This is a genomic window from Mycobacterium sp. IS-1590 (genome assembly GCF_001500025.1).
Classification (GTDB): domain Bacteria; phylum Actinomycetota; class Actinomycetes; order Mycobacteriales; family Mycobacteriaceae; genus Mycobacterium.
In genome coordinates, this window is record NZ_LQIW01000012.1 from 232,294 (window position 1) to 253,873 (window position 21,580).

Sequence of the window (21,580 nt, forward strand, 5' to 3'; positions counted from 1 at the left end):
GTTTATTCTCCCTATGCCTGGTAACCGCAAGAAGGAGACCGAATCCGTGGCTGACGACAAGATGAAGAGCTCGGGTGGAGTCACCTACAGCCAAGCGGGCGAGGGCTACTTCGAGAAGCGGCAGCTCAAACGCACCGCCGGCTTCTGGGGCCTGTGGGGAATCGGCGTCGCGGCGGTCATCTCCGGTGACTTTTCCGGCTGGAACTTCGGCATCGGCGCCGCCGGATGGGGCGGCTTGGCGATCGCCTCCGTCGTCATCGTGATCATGTACTTCGGCATGCTCTTCTCGATCGGGGAGATGTCGGCGGCCATGCCCCATACCGGCGGCGCCTACTCGTTCGCCCGCGCCGCGATGGGACCGTGGGGCGGCTTCGTCACCGGGTTCGCCGAGACCATCGAGTACGTGTTCACCACCGCGGTGATCGTCTACTTCTCGGCCTCCTACGCCAACGCGGTCACGACCGATCTGTTCAACCTCTCCCTGCCGATGTGGGTGTGGTGGATCATCCTGTATGCGATCTTCGTCGGGCTGAACTCATGGGGCGCGGAGATCTCGTTCAAGTTCGCCCTTGTCGTCGCGATCATCTCGATCGGCATCCTGGTGTTGTTCGGCGTCCTGGCCATCGCCAACGGCGCGGTGGACTTCTCCAGGCTGTTCGACATCGCACCAGATCCGGCCGCGGCGGGTTCCTCGACGTTCCTGCCGTTCGGCTGGGTCGCGATTCTCTACGCGATGCCGTTCGCGATGTGGTTCTTCCTGGGCATCGAGGAACTTCCGCTGGCCGCCGAGGAGGCGCACGACCCGGCCCGCGACATTCCCCGCGCCGGCATCTGGGGGCTGCTCTCGCTGATCGGCTGCGGTGCGATCGTGTTCTTCCTCAACCCGGCGGTGACCGGGTCGCAGGCACTGGGCAATTCGGACGAACCTCTGCTCGACGGCTTCCGCGCGTTCCTGCCCGCCAACCTCGCCGCGGTGCTCTCGGCGTTCGCGTTGATCGGGCTGCTGGCCAGCCTGCAGGGCATCATGTACGCCTACGGCCGCAACATGTACTCGCTGAGCCGGGCCGGCTACTACCCGAAAACGTTGTCGCTGACCGGATCCCGGCAGACGCCGTACGTCGCGCTGCTGGCGGGCGCGGTCATCGGATTCGTGGCGCTGCTCATCGTCAACTACAACGAGGGCGCCGGAGCGGTGGTCCTCAACATCGCGGTGTGGGGTGCGGTGCTGGCGTACGGGTTGCAGATGGTCTCTTTCATCCTGCTGCGTCGCAAGTTTCCCAACGCGCGACGACCATGGGTGAGCCCGACCGGCAACTGGGGTGCGGTCGTCGCGCTGGTCATCGCGGCGGTGACATTCGTCGGCGTGCTCGTCAACCCGGACTACCGGCCGGCGGTCATCGCGATCGTCATCTTCTACGTCCTGGGACTGCTGGTGTTCGGCTTCTACGGCAGGCACCGCCTGGTGCTGTCGCCCGAGGAGGAGTACGCCGTCACCGGGGGTCTGCACGGTTACGACCCCGGCGCCGAAGGGCTCGGCGGCACCATCGAGGACGAGATCCTCAAGGGCCACACCGAGTGAGCCGCCGGCGCGCCGGAGATTGCCCGTACGGTGACCGGCGATGCGACTTTTGCTGGTCCGACCAGCGCTGACTAGACCCACGTCACACCCGTAACAGGTTTCGCTGCCGTCAACAAGGGTAATGTCGAGGGCGTGTGTGGAGCCACCGGCGAGGTGCGTCTCGACGGCCGGGTACCGGATGTAGCAGCTGTCTCGGCGATGGCCGAGGCGATGACACCCAGGGGTCCCGACTCGGCAGGCGCGTGGTCACAGGGCAGGGTCGCGCTCGGTCACCGTCGCCTCAAAATCATCGATCTGACCGAAGCGGGCGGCCAGCCCATGCTCGACTCCGAGCTGGGGTTGGCGATCGCGTGGAACGGCTGCATCTACAACTACAAACAGTTGCGCCGCGAGCTCAGCGAGCAGGGGTATCGGTTCTTCTCGCACAGTGACACCGAGGTGCTCCTCAAGGCGTATCACCACTGGGGCGACCGGTTCGTCGACCATCTCTACGGCATGTTCGCGTTCGCGATCGTCGAGCGCGACAGCGGTCGGGTGCTGCTCGGCCGCGACCGGCTCGGCATCAAACCGCTGTACATCAGCGAGAATTCCAACCGCATCCGGTTCGCCTCGTCGCTGCCCGCCCTGCTCGCCGGTGGCGACATCGACACCCGCATCGATCCGATCGCGCTGCACCACTACATGACGTTCCACTCGGTGGTGCCCGCGCCGCGCACCATCCTGCGCGGGGTCGCCAAGGTGCCGCCGGCCTCGCTCATCGCAATCGAGCCCGACGGCCGCCGCACGACCACGACGTACTGGGAACCCGACTTCACCCGCCACGCCGACCGCGCCGACTGGTCCGAACGGGACTGGGAGAACGCGGTTCTCGACACGTTGCGCGTTGCCGTCGAGCGGCGCCTCGTCGCCGACGTCCCGGTGGGCTGCCTGCTCTCCGGCGGCGTCGACTCCAGCCTGATCGTGGGCCTGCTCGCCGAGGCGGGCCAACACGGGCTCAAGACGTTCTCGATCGGCTTCGAATCGGTCGGCGGTGTGGCCGGTGACGAATTCAAGTACTCCGACATCATCGCCGAGCGCTTCGGCACCGACCATCACCAGATCCGCATCGGCACCGACCGCATGCTGCCCGCGCTCGACGGCGCGATCGGCGCCATGAGCGAGCCGATGGTCAGCCACGACTGCGTCGCCTTCTATCTGCTCAGCCAGGAGGTGGCCAAACACGTCAAGGTGGTGCAGTCCGGTCAGGGCGCCGACGAGGTGTTCGCCGGATACCACTGGTATCCCCCGCTGGGCGGTCCGGATGCGGCCACGCTCGACGGAGCGGTGGCCAGCTACCGCAAGGCGTTCTTCGACCGTGACCGCGCGGGCTACGACGCATTGGTGACACCGGCGTTCGCCGTCGACGGCGACCCCAGCCTGGATTTCGTCACCGAGCACTTCGCCCGGGCGGGCGCCGAGACCGGCATCGACCGCGGTCTGCGACTCGACACCACGGTCATGCTCGTCGACGACCCGGTCAAGCGCGTCGACAACATGACCATGGCGTGGGGCCTGGAGGGCCGCGTACCGTTCCTCGACCACGAACTCGTCGAGCTCGCGGCGACCTGCCCACCCGAGCTGAAGATCGCCCACGAAGGCAAGGGAGTGCTGAAACAGGCGGCACGCCAGGTGATTCCGTCCGACGTCATCGACCGGCCGAAGGGCTACTTCCCGGTGCCTGCGCTCACCCATCTCGAGGGTCCGTATCTGGACATGGTGCGCGACGCGTTGTATGCGCCAGCCGCCAAGGAACGCGATCTGTTCCGGCCCGCTGCGATCGACCGGTTGCTCGCCGATCCGAACGGACGCCTGACGCCACTGCGCGGCAACGAACTGTGGCAACTGGCACTGCTCGAATTGTGGTTGCAGCGACACGGCATCACGGGGCCCGCGGCATGACGGCGCTGGGACCCGACGCAGAGCAGACCGAAGCGATCACCCTCGGCCTGCACGACGCGTCACCGCAGCATCTCGTCGACGCGATGGCCGACGACGTCGTCATCGAGATGGGTTGGGGGCGACTGATTTTCGGTCAGACCTTCGCCGACCCGGCCAAGCTGGCAGAAGTGCTGCGGCATGAGGGACACGGCAGGCGCGACATCTGCATCTACGCCCGCGAACCCCACGTCCTGGTGTCGATGGCGCCCGCCGAACTGTTCATCGACCCCAGCCACACCTACCGGCTCCGGTTCACCGAGGACCCCGACCCCGGCAAGACGCCGACCGGGTTCTCGGTGCGCTCCCTGCAGAGCGCCGACGACGCCGACGAAATGAACCGCGTGTACGTGCGCTGCGGCATGGTGCCCGCGCCCGTCGACGTGCTGTGGAACAACCACCAGACCCAGGACGCCCTCGACTACCTGGTCGCGGTGCGTGACGACGACGGCTCCGTACTGGGCACCGTGACCGGCGTCGACCACAAACGGCTGTTCTCCGATCCGGAGAACGGTTCGAGCCTGTGGACGCTGGCCGTCGACCCGACGACGAGCCTGCCCGGCGTCGGCGCCGCGCTCACGCGGGCGCTGGCCGCGATCTACCGCGAACGTGGCCGCGCCTACATGGATCTGTCGGTCAGCCACGACAACGCCGCGGCGATCTCGCTCTACGAGAAGCTCGGTTTCGAGCGGGTGCCGGTGATGGCGGTCAAGCGCAAGAACGCGATCAACGAACCGCTGTTCACGCATCCACCCGAAACCGTGGAAGACCTCAACCCGTACGCGCGGATCATCGCCGACGAGGCCATGCGCCGCGGCATCTGGGTCGAGGTGCTCGACGCCGAGGCCGGCGAGATGCGCCTGTCGCACGGCGGCCGCACCGTCATCACCCGGGAATCCTTGTCGGAGTTCACCTCCGCGGTCGCGATGGCGCGCTGCGACGACAAGCGGCTCACCAGGCGGCTGGTGGCCGAGGCCGGCATCGCGGTGCCCAAGGGCAGACTGGCGACCTTCGACGAGAGGGACCACGAGTTCCTCGCCGAGGTCGGTGACGTCGTGGTCAAGCCCACCCGCGGCGAGCAGGGCAAGGGCATCACCGTCGGCGTCAGCAGCGCCGATGATCTGGACGCCGCGCTGGCCCGCGCCCGGGAGGAACACCCGCACGTGCTCATCGAGCAGCGCGCTGAGGGTGACGACCTTCGGCTGGTGGTGATCGACGGCAAGGTGGTGGCCGCGGCGCTGCGCAAACCCGCCGAGGTCGTCGGGACCGGGCACCACACCATTCGCGAGCTGATCGAGGCGCAGAGCCGGCGGCGGGCGGCGGCCACCGGCGGTGAATCGCGCATCCCGATCGACGCGGTCACCGAGTCGACGGTCACCGAGGCGGGTTGGTCATTCGACGATGTGCTGCCCGAGGGTGAGCGGCTGCGGGTGCGGCGCACCGCGAACCTGCACCAGGGCGGCACCATTCACGACGTGACCGCCAAGGTCCACCCGCATTTGTGTGACGTCGCGGTCAGGGCCGCCCACGCGATCGGCATCCCCGTCACCGGAATCGACCTGCTGGTGCCCGACGTCACCGAGCCGGAGTACGTCTTCATCGAGGCCAACGAGCGTCCCGGGCTGGCCAATCACGAACCACAGCCCACCGCAAAGGCTTTCGTCGACTTCCTGTTCCCGGGCAGCCCGGCACTGCCGCAGGCGTGGACGCCCGAGGAGTCGCCGGCCTGATTCACCAGGTGCTGGTGCGCATCACGATCTCGGCGGCCAGCTGCGCCGTGGACTCGGCGGCGTTACGCCTGCCGAGCAGGTCGACCATCCGGTAGTCGCCGTACACGTAGCGCTGGCTGGCCTTGGCGACCGCGCGTGCCGCGGGGGTGCTGACCAGTGCCGTGGTGTTCATCTCCACCGGCGGACAGTGCTCGTCGCGGATCACGCCCGCGGCGTCGGCGACGCGCGGATGGCCGCGGTCGATGACGACGAGGCCGATGAACCGGTCGAGCCGGGTCGCGGCCAGTTCCCACGCGAGCTCCCCACCGACGCGGTCCCCCACCAACAGCGCCCATTTCACGTCCAAGGCGTCGAGGATGGAGATGACCGACTTCGCGGTCAGGCGGGGATCAGGAGGCACGACGACGGTCCGCAGGGACGCGGTGTGCAACCGTTGGCATACGGCGTCATAGGCCGCGGCCGGTTGATGGCCCGCCCCGAGCACCACCACGACCGACCCCTTGTCGGGACCGGCGACGTCGACGGGCACGTTGAATCCCTCGACCGTGACCGTGGTGGATGGCATTGGGCCACGCTACAGCGGTCGACGGGGCGACGCGGTCGTTTCGCCGGGAGTGAACGGGCGGTTCAGAGCGCAGCCACGCGCTCGGCCTGTTGGGCCGCGATGTCCAGAAAGGTCTGCGGCAGCGTGGCTTTGACCGGAATCGTCGGATTCGGGGTCGGGAACGCGACACCGTACACCGCCATGGTCCCGATGTTCTCGAAGGTGAAGTAGACGCTGTTGTCCACCCCGCCGAGTTGCATGGTCTGCTCGTAGACGAGCGAGTCGGCGCGAGGTGGATCCATCCTGGTCGTCGTCATCGGGATGCCCGGCGAGTACTCATCGAAAAACGTCTCGAAGTGCGAGCACCGCTCGGCCGTGACCGCGAGCTTGTCGAGATCCAGACGCCATGTCAGCACGGTCAGCACCATGCGGGCGCCGTCGTATCCCACGACGTACTCCGCCGCGCTGCCCGGGCCGCGCTCCCCCGACTCGGCGATCACCCGGGTGAGTCCCTCCGAACAGCCCGCCGGGCGGGACAGCATCGCCGGTGGGGCACCTGCTCCGTCGCCACCCTGGCCGGGCTCGCGGACGACGCGGTCGAACTGCACCCCGGCCGGGAAGTCGGCCGCGGTGAGCAGCGCTCGGTCCAGGCGGGCGCCGGGCCAGGTCGGCGAGCCCTCGATCGAGTGTGCGCAACCGGTCAAGATCAGCACGGTCAGCACGGCCGCCGCCGCGAGTCGTCGGATCATCGTCGCAGTCCCGTCACGATGTCGGGCCGGGCCGGGGCGCCGTCCTCCAGCAGAGTCAGCACCGCGTCCACATCGAGGTGGCTGGTCAGCAGGTCGGCCATCAGATCCAGTTGCGCGTCCCGCCGGGCACTGACATCGACATCGTCGGCCACGACGAACCCGTCACGGCCGGCGGCCTGCGCGACCTCGACCAGCCACGAGCGGCGCACGTCGTCGTTGTCGAGCACCCCGTGCCAGTGGGTGCCGTACACCGCCCCGCGCCGCAGGCCGACGCGAAGCCACTGCTCCTCGGTCGAACGGACGAGTTGACCGTGGTGAATCTCGTAGCCGGACAACGGTTCTTGGTGACGGCGCAGGGTTTTCTCGGGCGCGAAGACGACGTCGGCGTCCAGCAGATGCAGGCCCGGCACGACACCGGCGCCGGACTCGACCGGATCGTCGATGCGCGCGCACAGCATCTGGAAGCCGCCGCACACCCCCAGCACGGGCAGGCCGCGGGCGGCGTGTGTGCTCAGCGCGTCGGCAAGTCCGCTGCGGCGCAGCCAATCCAGGTCGGCGACGGTGGCCTTGCTGCCGGGCACGACGACGACGTCGGCGTCGACGAGATCGGCGGGTTCGCTCACCCAGCGCACGAGCACGCCCGGTTCGCACGCGAGGGCCTCGACGTCCGTCGAGTTGGAGATGCGCGGCAGCCGGATGGCTGCCACCCGCAGCCACTGCCCACCGCGCGGGGGTTGCGGCTCGCCGACCACCCGGCGGGCCACCACTGAGACGGAGTCCTCGGTGTCGAGCCACAACCCGTCGGCATACGGGATGACGCCGAAGGTCGGCCGCCCGGTCAGCTCCTCGAGTTGCGCCAGGCCGGGTGCGAGCAACGACGGGTCACCGCGGAACTTGTTGACCACGAATCCGGCGATCAACCGCTGGTCCTCGGGGTCGAGCACCGCGACGGTGCCGAACAGGTGCGCGAGCACGCCGCCGCGGTCGATGTCGCCGACGACGATCACGGGCAGATCTGCCGCGCGGGCCAACCCCATGTTCGCCAGATCGGTTGCCCGCAGGTTGATCTCGGCAGGGGAACCGGCACCCTCGCAGATGACCGCGTCGAACTCCGAACGCAGATGCTCGAGTTCGCCTGCGACCACAGTGCTCAGGCGCTCACGGTGGTGGATGTAGTCGCGCGCGCTGACGGTGTCGACCACCTGACCGCGCACCACCAGCTGCGATGTGCGGTCGCTGCCGGGTTTGAGCAGGATCGGGTTGAACCGCGTGTGCGGCGCCAGACCGGCGGCGCGGGCCTGCATCGCCTGGGCGCGGCCGATCTCTCCGCCGTCGGCGGTGACCGCGGAGTTGTTCGACATGTTCTGCGCCTTGAACGGAGCGACCCGAATACCCTTGCGCGCCAACAGCCGGCACAGCCCGGCCACCACCATCGACTTACCGGCGTCCGAGGTGGTGCCGGCCACCAGAAGCGCGCCGGCCACCGGTTGTGAATCAGGCGACGGGATTCCGTGTCTGGGCGTCGTCGGATTCACAGTCCAGCGCCCTAGTCGGCGACTGTCAGGATCTCGGCGCCCTCGTCGGTGACCACCAGCGTGTGCTCGAACTGCGCGGTCCACTTCTTGTCGGTGGTCACGACGGTCCAACCGTCGTCCCAGATCTCATAGTCCAGGCCCCCGAGATTGATCATCGGTTCGATGGTGAACGTCATACCCGGTTCCAGCACCGTCTCCACGGCGGGCTGGTCGTAATGCAGGACCACGAGGCCGTTGTGGAACGTGGTGCCGATGCCGTGGCCGGTGAAGTCGCGAACCACGTTGTAGCCGAACCGGTTCGCGTAGGACTCGATGACCCTGCCGACGACGGACAGTTGGCGTCCGGGTTTGACCGCCTTGATCGCGCGCATGGTCGCTTCACGCGTCCGCTCGACGAGCAGGCGGTGTTCCTCGGAGACGTCGCCGGCCAGGAAGGTCGCGTTGGTGTCGCCGTGCACACCGTCGATGTAAGCGGTCACGTCGATGTTGACGATGTCGCCGTCCTCGATGACCGTCGAGTCGGGGATGCCGTGGCAGATGACCTCGTTGAGCGAGGTGCAGCAGGACTTCGGAAAACCCTTGTAGCCGAGCGTGGACGGATAGGCGCCGTGATCGATCATGTACTCGTGGGCGATACGGTCCAGCTCATCGGTCGTGACGCCGGGCGCGACGGCTTTACCCGCCTCGGCCAGCGCCCGCGCCGCGATCCTGCCTGCGACGCGCATCTTCTCGATCACCTCGGGCGTCTGCACCCACGGCTCGCTGCCCTCGTCGACGGTCTGTTTCCAGGCATACTCCGGCCGCGGGATCGACGCGGGCACCGGCAGCGTCGATGAGACCACGCCGGGACGGAGGGCGGTACGAACGGGCATGTCAACAGGGTAGACGAGGCTAACGGCGGTCGAACGGGCTGAACCGCAGGGACCGGCGCGGCCCACGGATGTCCACCGAGCCGCAGACCACCTTGCCGGTCAGGATCACGTGCGGATTGCCCTCGGCCGGCGCGTCCCTGCGGTGGTCGCGGGCGCTGCCCACGTTGACCTCGACATCGTCGATGGATGCGCTGGCTCCGTCGGGAAGCCGCAGCTCGAGCCCGCCGAATTTCAGGTCGAGCTCGATGACGACCATCGGCCCGGCGAAGCGTGCCCGCGTCAGGTCAAGGTCCACCGAACCCATCCGCCGGTGCAGCGCCAGGCGGCTCGGCACCGTCCATTCGCCGTGCCGCTTGAGGGAGCCCAACACGCCACGCAGCTCGACGCGGTCGGCGGCGGAGGTGACGATCGCGCCCGGGCCGGGCAGGTCGCCCACCAGGGCGTCCAGGTCCGAGTGCAGGCGCGCCCGGGCCACCGCCGCCGAGCGCTCCTCGAACTCCTCGATGTCGATCAGGCCCAGCGCGACGGCGTTGTGCAGTCGCCGCAGCGTGCCGTTGCGGTCGGCGTCGGAGACGCGCATGGCGTCGTGGTTGATCTCGGTCATCGCACGTTCCACGGTACGGCGACCAGACCCGATCAGGCCAGGTAGTCCGGTGGCAGCCCGTCGAGCATGCCCTTGAGCATCCGCACCGCGTATTCCGATGAGCCGCCACCGACGATCATCGCCGCGAACGCCATGTCGCCGCGGTACCCGGCGAACCAGGAGTGCGAACCGCCCGCGAACTCCGCCTCACCGGTCTTGCCCCGGACGTCGCCCGCGCCCTGCAGATCCTCGGCGGTGCCGTTGGTCACCACCAACCGCATCATCGGCCGCAGCCCCTCGACGATCTTCGGGTCCATCGGCGCCGGACTCTCGGCGACCTCGGTCTCCTTACCCTGAATTAGTTGTGGGACAGGCGTTTTCCCGGCGGACACCGTCGCCGCGGCCAACGCCATACCGAACGGGCTGGCGAGCACCTTGCCCTGACCGAAGCCGTCCTCGGTGCGCTCGGCGAGGTCGACGGTGGGCGGCACGGAACCGGTCACCGTCCGCAGGCCGGGGATGTCGTAGTCGGCGCCGAGGCCGTACTTGGCCGCGGCCATGGTCAATCCGCGCGGCGGCATCCGGCTGGCCAACTCGGCGAAGGTGGTGTTGCAGGAACTGGCGAACGCCCGCGACATCGGGACGGTGCCGAGGTCGAAGCCGCCGTAGTTGGGCACCGTCCGGTGGCCGATGTCCATCGTGCCGGGGCACGGAAGCATCGTGTTGGGGGTGGCCATGTCGCGTTCGATGGCCGCCCCCGCGGTCACCATCTTGAACGTCGAACCCGGCGGATACAGGCCGGTGGTGGCGATGAGGCCTTCGGTGTCGGCGGCCGCGTTCTGCGCGACGGCCAGAATCTCACCGGTCGACGGTTTGATCACCACGATCATCGCCTTCTTGCCGGTGAAGTTGACCGCGTTCTGCGCGGCGTTCTGGACCGAGCGGTCCAGGCTGATCCGGATCGAGGGTGCGGGTTTACCCGGCACCTCGTTGAGCACGTCGACGTCGACGCCGTTCTGGTTGACGGTGACCACCCGCCACCCCGCGTCCCCGCCGAGTTCGCCCGCGACCGCCCTCTTGACCTCGCCGACGATCGCCGGCGCGAATTTCTCGTCAGTGGGCAGCATTTCGGCGAGCGGCGTGATGACCACACCGGGCTGCGCACCGATCGCGGCGGCCACCCGGTCGTGGTCGGCCTTGCGCAGCGTGATCAGGTTCAGCGGCTGTTTGGACGAGCTGGCCTGCTCGGCGAGCCGCTGCGGGTCGAGCGTGTTGTCGAAGGGCCGCAATGCGTCGACGACGGCCCGCGCGGTCTGCATCAGCGACCCGTCGGCCGCCCGCGCGTCCAGCGAGTAGCTGTACAGGTATCCCGGCACCAGCACCTCGGTACCGCCCCGTTCGATCACCGACGCCCGGGGCGGGGCGTCCGCGCGCAACGCGAAGGTCTGATTCTCGCCGAGGCGCGGGTGCAGGCCGGTGGCGCTCCACCGCACCATCCAGCGGCCCTCGTCGCGGACCATGTTCAGTTGTCCGTCGTAGGTCCAGGTCCGGTCCTTGGGCAGATGCCACGTGTAGCGGTAAGTGACGCTGCCGGTGTCCATCGCGTACTTGGAGGCCAGGATCTGGGTGTCCAGGTGGGTGGCCTGCAGCCCGGCCCACGCCTCGTTGAGGTCTTCGCGCGCATCGGCGGGCCGGTCGCTGAGCTCGGCCGCGCCCGCGGTGTCACCGGTCGCGAGCGCCGCGAAGAACTTCTCGGCGGCGGTCTCGGGCCCGGCGGGCTTGGGCGTGCAGGCGCTGTTGAGGCCGACGACCAGGAGTCCGACCGCGGCCAAGCTCATGATGCGTGTTACTGAAGATGCCATTGGGGCAGATGTTACGAAGTCGAGACCTGCAATCCCGGTAGGCGCACCGATTTTTGCGAGTCGGTTCTCCGATTGGGCGGCTTAACGGGTTGATTGCACGCACCTGGCGCGTGAGATCAACCCGTTAAGGGCGAATCGGCGCCTGGCGCCGTCTGCCGGTCGGCGCGCCTGGCGCCCGCCGCCGGTCGGCGCCTCAGCCCGCCGTCGGCCCGGCGCCGAACGTCAGCCCGCGGCCGGTGCCCGCACCACCAGCGGCACCCCCGGGAAGTAGGCGGCCATCTCCGAGCGCGACTTACGCAGCGCCGCGGTGCCGTAGCCCTGCTTGCGGTGGTCGGGGTGGATCCAGATCCGCACGTTGACCTCACCGGAGACCAGGTCGCCGAACACCATCCCGATCTTCTCGGAACCCTGCACCGCGACCAGCCAAGCCGCCTCCTCCGCGTCGACGCGTCGCAGGCCGGCGCGGATCTCGTCGTCGAGATCGCCCGCGGGGGCGCGCGAGCCGTCGCCCGCTTCGCGCACGTCCTGGGTGCGCGCGGCGAAGATGTCGCGATCGGTGTCGGCCAGGAACGGGCGCAGCGCCATGCTGTCGGCGTTACGTGCCGGCTCGCCCATCGTGAAGCTGAGCTGGTTGTTGAGATCTTCGAGTTCGGCGGCGATCCGGCGCCGCGACACCTTGGTCAGCCGATCGAACGACAGCCGCAGCACCGCCTCGGCGGCGGTGGGCGATGCGCCAAGCATGCTCGCGATGGCCTCGATCGCGGCGTCGTAGTCCTCGGAATCGACGATGACGTCGAGCAGTTCGTGCCGCCGTTCCAGGGCGCGCACCATCGTGTCGGCGATCTCCCTGCGCGCGATTGTGCGGTCGTCGTCAGCCATGCCGTGAGCGTAAATCAGTCCGGCGGTCGGAACGGTCAGTCCAGCAGAACGGTCGCGAACGTTCCCACTTGATGGAAGCCGACGCGGTCATAGGTGGCCCGCGCGACGGTGTTGAAGTCGTTGACGTACAGGCTCGCCGTTCGTCCGGACCGGACCACCGCCTCGGCCAGCGTGGCGGTGCCCGCGGTGCCCAGACCGTGCCCGCGCCAGTCGGGGTGCACCCACACGCCCTGGATCTGCCCGACCGTCGGCGACTGCGAACCGACCTCGGCCTTGAACACCACCTCGCCGCGCTCGAAGCGGGCCCAGGCCCGGCCCGCGGCGATCAGGCCGGCGACCCGTCTGCGGTATCCCCTGCCTCCGTCGCCCAGGCGCGGGTCGATGCCGACCTCACCGATGAACATGTCGATCGAGGCGACGAGGTAGGCGTCGAGCTCGTCGGCACGTACCTGGCGCACGGCGGGATCGGTCGCGCACGACGGCGGCGTGCTCAGCGCCAGCAGCGGCTGATGCTCGCGCACGTCGCGGGCGGCGCCCCAGGCGTTCTCGAGGCGACGCCACATCGGCAGCACCAGCTCGGCCCGCCCGACCAGGGACGAGCAGCGGCGCGCGGTGCTCATCGCCTTCTCGGCGAACGCATGCAGGTCAATCATGTCCCCGCGCAACGGAATCAGGTTCGCACCGGCGTAGCACAAGGATTCGGTGGGCCTGCGCCGCGTCCACAGTTCGCCGCCGATCGCCGACGGCTCCACACCGTATTCGGCCACCCGACAGGCGACCATGCACGAGCCGACCGGATCCTCGTCGAGCACCCGCATCACGGCGCCGACGTCGCGCACCACCGAGACCCGTCGTTCGTCGACGTGACGAAACAGCGGCGGTGCCGACATGGGATCTCTTTCTAACCGACACCGGACGGTGCTACCCGGTGTTTGGGATCACATTCAGCTTACGGTCACGACGGGCGAACCGCTGGCATCTGTTCCACGCTCTTCCGCGATTCGCATGGCCTCTTCGATCAGGGTCTCGACGATCTGCGCTTCGGGGACGGTCTTGATGACCTCACCCTTGACGAAGATCTGGCCCTTGCCGTTGCCGGAGGCCACCCCGAGGTCGGCTTCGCGCGCCTCGCCGGGACCGTTGACGACACAACCCATCACGGCCACGCGCAGCGGAACGTCCATCCCCTCCAGCCCGGCGGTGACCTCGTTGGCCAACGAGTAGACGTCGACCTGGGCGCGCCCGCACGAGGGGCACGACACGATCTCCAGCGACCGCGGGCGCAGGTTCAGCGATTCGAGGATCTGGTTACCCACCTTGACCTCTTCGGCCGGCGGCGCCGACAGCGAAACGCGGATCGTGTCGCCGATGCCCTTGGACAACAACGCACCGAACGCGACCGCCGACTTGATCGTGCCCTGAAACGCCGGGCCCGCCTCGGTGACGCCGAGATGCAGCGGGTAGTCGCACTGCGCGGCGAGTTGTTCGTAGGCGGCCACCATCACGACGGGGTCGCTGTGCTTGACGCTGATCTTGATGTCGCCGAAGCCGTGCTCCTCGAACAGCGACGCCTCCCACAGCGCCGACTCGACCAGCGCCTCGGGCGTGGCCTTGCCGTACTTCTCCATGAAGCGCTTGTCCAGCGATCCCGCGTTGACACCGATGCGGATCGGGACGCCCGCCGCGCCTGCGGCCTTGGCGACCTCGCCCACGCGGCCGTCGAACTCCTTGATGTTGCCGGGGTTGACGCGTACGGCGGCGCAACCGGCGTCGATGGCGGCGAAGATGTACTTCGGCTGGAAGTGGATGTCGGCGATCACCGGAATCTGGCTGTGCCTGGCGATCTCGGCGAGCGCGTCGGCGTCCTCCTGACGCGGGCACGCCACCCGCACGATGTCGCAGCCCGACGCCGTCAACTCGGCGATCTGCTGCAACGTCGAGTTGACGTCGTGGGTCTTGGTGGTGCACATGGACTGCACCGCAATCGGGTGATCGCTGCCGATGCCGACATCGCCGACCATCAACTGACGGGTTTTGCGCCGGGGCGCCAGAACCGGCGCCGGGGGCGTCGGCATTCCCAGTCCTATTTGTTGAGACCCGATCTGTTGGCCGGAGGCCATTTTTTCTCCTACTGCTTACTGAAAGATTCTGATGGGGTTGACGAAGTCGGCGGTCACGGTCAACAGCATGTAGCCGGCCACCACGACGAGGATCACGTACGTGGCGGGCATCAGCCGCAGGTAGTTGACCGGAGCCGCGGCCACTTTGCCGCGGGCCGACCGAATCGTGTTGCGGATCTTCTCGTAGAAGGCGATCGCGATGTGGCCGCCGTCGAACGGCAGCAGCGGCACGAGATTGATCGCGCCGAGCACGAAGTTCAACTGCGCCAGGAAGAACCAGAACGCGACCCACAGCCCCTGATCGACGGCGTCGCCGCCGATGATGCTGGCGCCCACGACGCTGATCGGGGTCTCGGGATCGCGCTCCTCACCGCCGATGGAGCGCACCAACGCGCCCATCTTGGTCGGCAGTTTGGCCAGCGACTTGCCGATCTCCACGGCGAGGTCGCCGGTGAACGCGATCGTCGCGGGCGCCGCCGACAGCGCGTTGTACTGCGTGGGCCCGAACTGCGCCGCGGTGATGCCGACCGTGCCGACCGGAACCGGTTCGGCGACCTCGCCCTTGGCGACCCACCGCTGGGCGGGTACGACATCGACGAGAGTGGTGAACTCGCTCCCGTCGCGCTGCACGGTGAACTCGGTCGGACCGTCGAGCGCACGCACGGCGGATACCAACTCGTCGAAGTTCGCCACGGGCGTGTCGCCGATCTTGACCACGGTGTCCCCGGCTTGGATGCCCGCGGCCGCAGCCGGCGAGGGCGCCAGGCAGTCACCGAGCTGACCCCTGCTGACTTCGGCTTTCACGCACGACGTCTCACCGACGATCGCGGTGGTCGGCGCGTGCAGGTTGGGCAGCCCCCACACCACGGCGATGCCGTAGATCAGGACCAGGCCGATGAGGAAGTTCATCCCCGGCCCCGCGGCCAGCACCGCGACGCGCTTCCACGTCTTCTGCTTGTACATCGCGCGGTCCTGCTCATCGGGCGCGAGTTCCTCCACCGAGGTCATGCCCGCGATGTCGCAGAACCCGCCGAGTGGGACCGCCTTGACCCCGTACTCGGTACGATCGCCGACCTTGTTCGCCCGCCAGGTCGCCCACAGCGTCGGACCGAACCCGACGAAGTAGCGGCGCACCTTCATTCCGGTGGCACGCGCCACCCACATGTGGCCGCATTCATGCAAAGCCACCGAGACCAAGATGGCCAGTGCGAACAGCACGACACCGGTGAGCCACATCATCTGGTGGTGATTACCTCCCGCTCGACCGCGCGCGCGGCACGGTCACGCGCCCACTGCTGGGCGTCAAGTACGTCGTCCACGGTAGCTGGTTCGGCGGCCCACTGGTCGGCAGCGCGCAGCACGTCCTCGATGGTGCGCACGATCGCCGGGAAGCGGATACGCCCGTCGAGGAACGCCGCGGCCGCCTCCTCGTTGGCGGCGTTGTAGACCGCTGTCAGGCAGCCGCCCGCTTCGCCGGCCTGGCGGGCCAGCGCCACGGCGGGGAACACCGCGTCGTCGAGCGGTTCGAAATCCCAGGTCGACGCGGTGGTGAAGTCGCAGGCCAGCGCGGCCGCCGGAACCCGTTCAGGCCAGCCGAGCGCCAGCGCGATCGGCAGCTTCATATCGGGCGGGCTGGCCTGAGCCAGCGTGGAGCCGTCGGTGAACGTGACCATCGAGTGCACGATCGACTGCGGGTGCACGACCACCTCGATGCGGTCGTAGGGCACTTCGAACAGCAGGTGCGTCTCGATCAGCTCGAGCCCCTTGTTGACCAGCGACGCCGAGTTGAGTGTGTTCATCGGCCCCATCGACCAGGTCGGGTGGGCACCGGCCTGCTCCGGCGTGGCCGACTCCAACTGTTCGGCGCTCCACCCGCGGAAGGGACCGCCCGATGCGGTCAGCACGATCTTGGCGACCTCGGCGGGGCTGCCTCCGCGCAGGCACTGCGCCATCGCCGAGTGTTCGGAGTCAACGGGCACGATCTGGCCTGGTCGGGCCGCCTTGAGCACCAGGGGGCCACCGGCGACGAGCGACTCCTTGTTGGCCAGCGCCAGGCGTGCGCCGGTTGCCAGCGCGGCCAGCGTCGGATGCAGCCCCAGCGCGCCGACGAGCGCGTTGAGCACCACGTCGGCCTCGGTGTTCTCGATCAGTTGGGTGGCGGCGTCGGGTCCGGTGTAGGTGACGTCACCGAGGCGGGCGGCGGCGGCCTGGTCGGCGACCGCGATATTGGTCACACCCGTCGCGGCGCGCTGCCGCGCCAGCAGGTCCGGGTTACCGCCGGCGGCGGCCAGGCCGACGACCTCGAAGCGGTCGGGGTTGGCGGCGATGACGTCGAGCGCCTGGGTGCCGATCGACCCCGTGCTGCCGAGGATCAGGACGCGTCGCCGACTTGACGCCCCGTCGCCGCGCTCGGCCTCGCCGGAAGTACTCACCGAACCATTGTGCCGCCTACCGGCGCACGCTCGTCAGTCCGCCGGGCGCGGGCCACTCGCCCGGAAAACGTGACGCAAATCTGACGGGATCCATCCCCTGACCACTCCGGTCCGAATCTCCGGTGTCACCAGCAGAGGACGGAACCATCCGTCCACGACAAGGGAGCAACGCATGAAGATCAAGTTCGGCAAGTCCGTATCCGCAGCGGGTGTGGCCGCAGCCGCGATCCTGACCCTCTCGGCGTGTTCGAACGACGCCACCTCCGCGGCGCCCGCCGCAGACCCCGAGACGGCCTCGATGACGACCAGCCTCGCGCCCGCGCCGATGGAGCAGCCCATCAACCCGGCCGGCGGCCTGGTGGGCGACGGTTGTGCGACGTACGCCGAGCAGGTGCCGTCGGGCCCGGGCTCGGTGGCCGGAATGGCGCAGGACCCGGTGACCGTCGCCGCGTCGAACAACCCGATGCTCACGACCCTGACGCAGGCGCTGTCCGGGCAACTCAACCCGAACGTCAACCTCGTCGACACGCTCAACGGCGGGGAGTTCACCGTCTTCGCCCCGACCGATGAGGCCTTCGGAAAGATCGATCCAGCGACCATCGAGACGCTCAAGACCGACAGTGAACTGCTGACCAGCATCCTCACCTATCACGTGGTGCCCGGTCAGGCCAGCCCGGCGCAGGTCCCCGGCGACCACAAGACCGTCCAGGGCGCCGACGTCTCGGTCACCGGCGAGGGCGCCGGTCTCAAGATCAACGACGCGGGCCTGGTGTGTGGCGGGGTGTCGACCGCCAACGCGACGGTGTACATGATCGACACAGTCCTGATGCCCCCGGCCGCCTCATAGGCCAACCGACCGCGAGCGGGCGCGGAATCGCTTGAACTCCACATGCGCGATTCCGCGTCCGCTCGCTTCTTGAAGGACCGGCAATGTTCACCCTTGTTCTCATCGGCTTCCTCGGCGGGCTGATCACCGGCATCTCGCCGTGCATCCTGCCCGTGCTGCCGGTGATCTTCTTCTCCGGCACGCAGACCGCTCGCCTCGACGGGGGTGCACCCGCGGGCGCCGGCTCGGCCATCGCCACCGAAACACGGCCCGCCCTCGTCGAGCGGCTCCGGCCCTACCTGGTGATCGCCGGGCTGGTGGTCAGCTTCTCGACCGTGACGCTGCTCGGTTCGACCGTGCTGTCGCTGCTTTCCCTTCCGCAGGACGCGATCCGCTGGGTTGCGCTCGTCGCGCTCATCGCCATCGGCGCCGGCCTGATCTTCCCCCGATTCGAGGCGCTGCTGGAAAAGCCGTTCACGCGCCTACCGCAGAAGCAGTTCGGTTCCGGCAGAGGCGGATTCGGTCTCGGTCTGGCGCTCGGCGTCCTGTACGTTCCGTGCGCCGGACCGGTGCTGGCCGCCATCATCATCGCGGGAGCCACCGGCAGCGTCGGCATCGCCACCGTGGCGTTGACCCTGTCGTTTGCCCTCGGTGCCGCGCTGCCTCTGCTGTTCTTCGCACTCGCGGGCCGTCGCGTCGCGGAACGGGTTGCGGCCTTCCGTAACCGCCAGCGCCAGATCCGCATCGCTGCCGGGGTGGTCACGATCATGCTGGCGCTCGCGTTGGCGCTCAACCTGCCCGCCGCGCTTCAGCGTGCCATCCCGGATTACACGAGCACACTGCAGGAGCGGGTCGGCGGTGACGAACAGATCCGGGAACAACTCAACCTCGGCGGGCTGGTCAACGACCAGAACCGACTGCTGTCCAACTGCAGCAACGGCGCTCCCGAACTCGAGAGTTGTGGGCCGGCGCCGGACCTGACGGGCATCACCGGCTGGCAGAACACTCCCGGGGCCGGCCCGGTCGATCTGAAAGCGTTGCGCGGCAAGGTGGTTCTGGTCGACTTCTGGGCGTACTCGTGCATCAACTGTCAGCGAGCGATACCGCACGTCGTCGACTGGTATACCGCGTACCGGGAGGCCGGGCTGGAGGTGATCGGTGTGCACACCCCGGAGTACGCCTTCGAACGGGTACCGGCCAACGTCGCAAGCGGTGCGCGAGACTTGGGCATCACCTATCCCGTCGCACTCGACACCAACTATTCCACCTGGACGAACTACCGCAACCGGTACTGGCCGGCCAAGTACCTGATCGACGCCGAGGGCACGGTGCGCCACATCAAATTCGGCGAGGGCGACTACGCCGAGACGGAACAACTGATCCGGGAACTGCTTTCGCAGGCGAACCCCCGCGGCGCCCTGCCGCCGCCGACCGAACAGACCGATGCCACTCCCCCGCGCGGCCTCACTCCCGAGACCTATCTCGGTGTCGGCAAAATGGTCAACTACGGCGGAAGCGGCGCCTACGACGAAGGCACGTTCGTCTTCGCCGATCCAGAACGCCTGTCCGAGGACACATTCGGGCTACGCGGGCGCTGGAGACTCGACTACCAGGGAGCCACCGCCGAGGGGCCGGACTCGGTGATCCGGCTCGACTACCACGCCCGCGACGTGTACCTCGTGGTCGGCGGGACCGGCATGGTGACGGTCACGCGCGACGGTGAATCACGCCGGATCCCGATCGAGGGCCCGCCGAGGTTACGCCAGCTCGTCGGCGACGACACCGTCCGAGAAGGAACGCTCGACGTTCAGCTGAGCCAAGGCCTGCAAGCGTTCTCCTTCACCTACGGCTGAAAATCCGACCCATCCGGAACCCGACCGGCTCCGAATAGCCATTGCAAGCAAGTTCCGGCGGCACCTGCCGTCCCGTCCAGAAGTGGAGTGCGAGTGATAAATGCCAGGAAGAAGATCGTCAGCGCGGGCGTGGCCGCACTGGGAGCCACCGGCCTGATGCTGGGCACAGCGGCCGTCGGGCATGCCGAGATGGTGGGCCCGGGTTGCACGGCCTACGCGCAGCAGGTGCCGGTGGGCCCGGGCTCGGTGACGGGCATGGCCCAGGACCCCGTCGCGGTCGCGGCCTCGAACAACCCGCTGCTGACCACGTTGACGAAAGCCGTTTCGGGGCAACTCAATCCGCAGGTCAACCTCGTCGACACCCTCAACGGGGGCCAGTTCACGGTGTTCGCGCCGACCGATGACGCGTTCGCCAAGCTGGACCCGGCCACCATCGAGACGCTCAAGACCGATGCCCCGCTGTTGACGAGCATCCTGACCTATCACGTGGTGCCCGGTCAGGCCGGCCCGGCCCAGGTGGTCGGCACCCACAAGACGGTGCAGGGCGCCGATCTCACGGTGACGGGCCACGGGGCTGATCTGAAGGTCAACGACGCCTCGGTGGTCTGTGGCGGTGTGCAGACGGCCAACGCGACCGTCTACCTCATCGACACGGTGCTGCTGCCCCCAGCGAACTGACCTGCGCCACAACAGGATCGGAGGGCGGCCCGGTGACCCCCAACCGGGCTGCCCTCCCCTGTCGGCGACAAGGCCGGCTCAGCCCGCCCCGAGTTGTCGCAGTAGTCCGTGCATGTCGAGTTGCCCGCGGTGCGCGACCAGCATATCGCCCTGAAAGCGGTCGATGTGAATTCCGGTGACCGAGACCTTGTTTCCCGTCGCCGGTATGCCGCGGAACTCGCCGTCATGGGTACCGGTGAAGGTGAACCGCGTGATGCCGTGCGAACCGTCGACCAGAATCTCCTCGATCGCATGCCGTCCATCGGAGAACCCGCGGGTGAACTCCTCGAGGTGGGCCTGCCACTCCCGCCACCCGAGGACGGGCGGACCGGCGAGCTCGACGACCAGCCGGGGCGAGACCAGGGCCTGAACCGTCGCCCAGTCCCGGCGATCGATCGAGGTGTAGAGGCACGAGACCAGGTCGCGGATCTCGTCCTCGGAGAAGGTCATGGCCGCACCTTGGCGATGATGGTCTCGGCGAACCGCTCGATCGGCTCCCGGTACCGCTCCACCCCGCCGGGTTCGAGGTCCATCCCCATCCAGGGACTGCACATCACCGCGGTGATGCCGGCGTCTTCGGCCCGCTTGTACAGGTCCGGTGTCGGAGGCTCGAGTAACGCCAGCATGATGTCGAAGGGTTCGCTCTCGCGGCCGTACTCGCGTAGCAGCGCACGCAACTTCCGGGCGTAGCCCACGGCTTCGTCCCACCGGTAGGCGTAGCCGACCCAGCCATCGCACAGCCGTGCGGCGCGACGCAGCGCGGCATCGGACTCTCCGCCGCACAGGATCGGCACCGGGGCCACCGGGTGGGGTTCGATCATCATCTCGGGCACCTGGTAGTAGTCGCCGCTCCACGACACCCAACCGCCGCGCCACAGTTCGCGCAGCGCGGGGATCATCTCGTCGAGCCGTTTACCGCGGGTGCCGAAATCCTGGCCCATCAACTCGTATTCCTCGCGCATCCAGCCGACGCCCGCCGCCAGTGACACCCGGCCGTCGGACAGCACCGAGGCCGTCGCGACCTGCTTGGCCACCTCCAACAGCGGGCGCGCCGGCGCGATGTACACCGCGTTGGAGAACCGCAACCGGGTCGTCACCGCGGCCATCGCACCGATCTGCACCCAGCAGTCGGGCCAGGCGGTCTCCGGTGCCCACATCGGCTTGCCGGTCGGCGAATCCGGATACGGCGAACTGAGTTCGCGCGGATAGATCATGTGGTCCGAGCAGACCATTCCGTCGTAGCCGGCCTCGTCGAAGGCGCGTGCGAGCCCGAGAATCTCTGACGTTTTCATGAACGCGGTGCCCGACCAGAACTCCATCCTGTT

General features: G+C 68.3%; 19 protein-coding genes. 6 read left to right on the top strand and 13 right to left on the bottom strand.

Annotated features, from left to right (window positions below):
- Positions 1-46: 46 nt before the first annotated feature.
- From AU197_RS10620 to ngg, 3 genes are all read left to right on the top strand, one after another.
- Positions 47-1,579, top strand: a complete 1,533-nt coding sequence (locus tag AU197_RS10620; protein ID WP_064402870.1) for an amino acid permease — start codon at positions 47-49, stop codon at positions 1,577-1,579.
- Between the two features lie 132 nt (positions 1,580-1,711).
- Complete coding sequence (locus AU197_RS10625) at positions 1,712-3,517, top strand: N-acetylglutaminylglutamine amidotransferase (RefSeq protein ID WP_064402595.1); 1,806 nt, start codon at positions 1,712-1,714, stop codon at positions 3,515-3,517.
- Entirely contained in the window at positions 3,514-5,283 is a 1,770-nt protein-coding gene (gene ngg / locus AU197_RS10630) for an N-acetylglutaminylglutamine synthetase (protein ID WP_064402596.1), read from the top strand. Before AU197_RS10625 ends, ngg begins: the two co-directional genes overlap by 4 nt.
- 1 nt (position 5,284) lies before the next feature.
- Here ngg and AU197_RS10635 read toward each other — a convergent pair whose 3' ends face one another.
- From AU197_RS10635 to dxr, 11 genes are all read right to left on the bottom strand, one after another.
- Positions 5,285-5,848, bottom strand: coding sequence for an alpha/beta fold hydrolase (locus AU197_RS10635; protein WP_064402598.1), 564 nt, complete (start codon positions 5,846-5,848; stop codon positions 5,285-5,287).
- Between the two features lie 62 nt (positions 5,849-5,910).
- Entirely contained in the window at positions 5,911-6,576 is a 666-nt protein-coding gene (locus AU197_RS10640; RefSeq protein WP_064402600.1) for a hypothetical protein, read from the bottom strand.
- Positions 6,573-8,060 carry a cobyric acid synthase gene (locus tag AU197_RS10645; RefSeq protein WP_156434376.1) on the bottom strand — a complete coding sequence of 496 codons (1,488 nt, stop codon included), beginning with the start codon at positions 8,058-8,060 and terminating at the stop codon, positions 6,573-6,575. The genes AU197_RS10640 and AU197_RS10645 overlap by 4 nt, the downstream gene beginning before the upstream one ends.
- Positions 8,061-8,122: 62 nt before the next feature.
- On the bottom strand, positions 8,123-8,983 hold the full coding sequence (map, locus tag AU197_RS10650; RefSeq protein WP_064402602.1) for a type I methionyl aminopeptidase: 861 nt from the start codon (positions 8,981-8,983) through the stop codon (positions 8,123-8,125).
- A gap of 19 nt (positions 8,984-9,002) precedes the next feature.
- Positions 9,003-9,587 carry a DUF1707 SHOCT-like domain-containing protein gene (locus AU197_RS10655; protein ID WP_064402872.1) on the bottom strand — a complete coding sequence of 195 codons (585 nt, stop codon included), beginning with the start codon at positions 9,585-9,587 and terminating at the stop codon, positions 9,003-9,005.
- A 32-nt stretch (positions 9,588-9,619) separates the two neighbouring features.
- Complete coding sequence (locus AU197_RS10660; RefSeq protein ID WP_064402604.1) at positions 9,620-11,428, bottom strand: penicillin-binding transpeptidase domain-containing protein; 1,809 nt, start codon at positions 11,426-11,428, stop codon at positions 9,620-9,622.
- 222 nt (positions 11,429-11,650) lie between these two features.
- Positions 11,651-12,307 (bottom strand): GNAT family N-acetyltransferase, encoded by a 657-nt coding sequence (locus AU197_RS10665; RefSeq protein WP_064402606.1) that lies wholly within the window; start codon positions 12,305-12,307, stop codon positions 11,651-11,653.
- A gap of 35 nt (positions 12,308-12,342) precedes the next feature.
- Positions 12,343-13,197, bottom strand: a complete 855-nt coding sequence (locus AU197_RS10670; RefSeq protein ID WP_064402607.1) for a GNAT family N-acetyltransferase — start codon at positions 13,195-13,197, stop codon at positions 12,343-12,345.
- A gap of 54 nt (positions 13,198-13,251) precedes the next feature.
- Positions 13,252-14,427 carry a flavodoxin-dependent (E)-4-hydroxy-3-methylbut-2-enyl-diphosphate synthase gene (gene ispG / locus AU197_RS10675; RefSeq protein WP_082696603.1) on the bottom strand — a complete coding sequence of 392 codons (1,176 nt, stop codon included), beginning with the start codon at positions 14,425-14,427 and terminating at the stop codon, positions 13,252-13,254.
- 15 nt (positions 14,428-14,442) lie between these two features.
- The gene (locus AU197_RS10680) at positions 14,443-15,666 is read right to left on the bottom strand and encodes a M50 family metallopeptidase (RefSeq protein ID WP_064402611.1); all 1,224 of its coding nucleotides are present in this window, start codon (positions 15,664-15,666) and stop codon (positions 14,443-14,445) included.
- The gene (gene dxr / locus AU197_RS10685; RefSeq protein WP_064402612.1) at positions 15,663-16,859 is read right to left on the bottom strand and encodes a 1-deoxy-D-xylulose-5-phosphate reductoisomerase; all 1,197 of its coding nucleotides are present in this window, start codon (positions 16,857-16,859) and stop codon (positions 15,663-15,665) included. The genes AU197_RS10680 and dxr overlap by 4 nt, the downstream gene beginning before the upstream one ends.
- Positions 16,860-17,031: 172 nt before the next feature.
- Between dxr and AU197_RS10690 the strand changes: the two genes are divergently transcribed.
- The 3 genes from AU197_RS10690 (at position 17,032) to AU197_RS10700 (ending at position 20,216) form a co-directional block, all read left to right on the top strand.
- Complete coding sequence (locus AU197_RS10690) at positions 17,032-17,706, top strand: fasciclin domain-containing protein (RefSeq protein WP_064402613.1); 675 nt, start codon at positions 17,032-17,034, stop codon at positions 17,704-17,706.
- 83 nt (positions 17,707-17,789) lie between these two features.
- On the top strand, positions 17,790-19,538 hold the full coding sequence (locus AU197_RS10695; protein WP_064402615.1) for a cytochrome c biogenesis protein DipZ: 1,749 nt from the start codon (positions 17,790-17,792) through the stop codon (positions 19,536-19,538).
- A gap of 156 nt (positions 19,539-19,694) precedes the next feature.
- A complete protein-coding gene (locus tag AU197_RS10700; RefSeq protein WP_082696625.1) occupies positions 19,695-20,216 on the top strand; it encodes a fasciclin domain-containing protein in 522 nt (173 codons plus the stop codon).
- Positions 20,217-20,294: 78 nt separating this feature from the next.
- On the opposite strand, the gene AU197_RS10705 is transcribed toward AU197_RS10700, so the two are convergent.
- Both AU197_RS10705 and AU197_RS10710 read right to left on the bottom strand, forming a co-directional pair.
- Positions 20,295-20,705: an ester cyclase gene (locus AU197_RS10705; RefSeq protein ID WP_064402620.1), complete on the bottom strand. Its 411-nt coding sequence runs from the start codon at positions 20,703-20,705 to the stop codon at positions 20,295-20,297.
- Positions 20,702-21,574 (bottom strand): TIGR03619 family F420-dependent LLM class oxidoreductase, encoded by an 873-nt coding sequence (locus AU197_RS10710; RefSeq protein ID WP_064402621.1) that lies wholly within the window; start codon positions 21,572-21,574, stop codon positions 20,702-20,704. The genes AU197_RS10705 and AU197_RS10710 overlap by 4 nt, the downstream gene beginning before the upstream one ends.
- Positions 21,575-21,580: the final 6 nt, after the last annotated feature.

Excerpts from the sequence above, each read along its gene's own strand:
- ngg (WP_064402596.1), top strand. The coding sequence starts at position 3,514 with ATGACGGCGCTGGGACCCGACGCAGAGCAGACCGAAGCGATCACCCTC.
- AU197_RS10635 (WP_064402598.1), bottom strand. The coding sequence starts at position 5,848 with ATGCCATCCACCACGGTCACGGTCGAGGGATTCAACGTGCCCGTCGAC.
- AU197_RS10640 (WP_064402600.1), bottom strand. The coding sequence starts at position 6,576 with ATGATCCGACGACTCGCGGCGGCGGCCGTGCTGACCGTGCTGATCTTG.
- map (WP_064402602.1), bottom strand. The coding sequence starts at position 8,983 with ATGCCCGTTCGTACCGCCCTCCGTCCCGGCGTGGTCTCATCGACGCTG.
- AU197_RS10655 (WP_064402872.1), bottom strand. The coding sequence starts at position 9,587 with ATGACCGAGATCAACCACGACGCCATGCGCGTCTCCGACGCCGACCGC.
- AU197_RS10660 (WP_064402604.1), bottom strand. The coding sequence starts at position 11,428 with ATGGCATCTTCAGTAACACGCATCATGAGCTTGGCCGCGGTCGGACTC.
- AU197_RS10665 (WP_064402606.1), bottom strand. The coding sequence starts at position 12,307 with ATGGCTGACGACGACCGCACAATCGCGCGCAGGGAGATCGCCGACACG.
- AU197_RS10670 (WP_064402607.1), bottom strand. The coding sequence starts at position 13,197 with ATGTCGGCACCGCCGCTGTTTCGTCACGTCGACGAACGACGGGTCTCG.
- ispG (WP_082696603.1), bottom strand. The coding sequence starts at position 14,427 with ATGGCCTCCGGCCAACAGATCGGGTCTCAACAAATAGGACTGGGAATG.
- AU197_RS10680 (WP_064402611.1), bottom strand. The coding sequence starts at position 15,666 with ATGATGTGGCTCACCGGTGTCGTGCTGTTCGCACTGGCCATCTTGGTC.
- AU197_RS10690 (WP_064402613.1), top strand. The coding sequence starts at position 17,032 with ATGAAGATCAAGTTCGGCAAGTCCGTATCCGCAGCGGGTGTGGCCGCA.
- AU197_RS10695 (WP_064402615.1), top strand. The coding sequence starts at position 17,790 with ATGTTCACCCTTGTTCTCATCGGCTTCCTCGGCGGGCTGATCACCGGC.
- AU197_RS10700 (WP_082696625.1), top strand. The coding sequence starts at position 19,695 with ATGCTGGGCACAGCGGCCGTCGGGCATGCCGAGATGGTGGGCCCGGGT.
- AU197_RS10705 (WP_064402620.1), bottom strand. The coding sequence starts at position 20,705 with ATGACCTTCTCCGAGGACGAGATCCGCGACCTGGTCTCGTGCCTCTAC.
- AU197_RS10710 (WP_064402621.1), bottom strand. The coding sequence starts at position 21,574 with ATGGAGTTCTGGTCGGGCACCGCGTTCATGAAAACGTCAGAGATTCTC.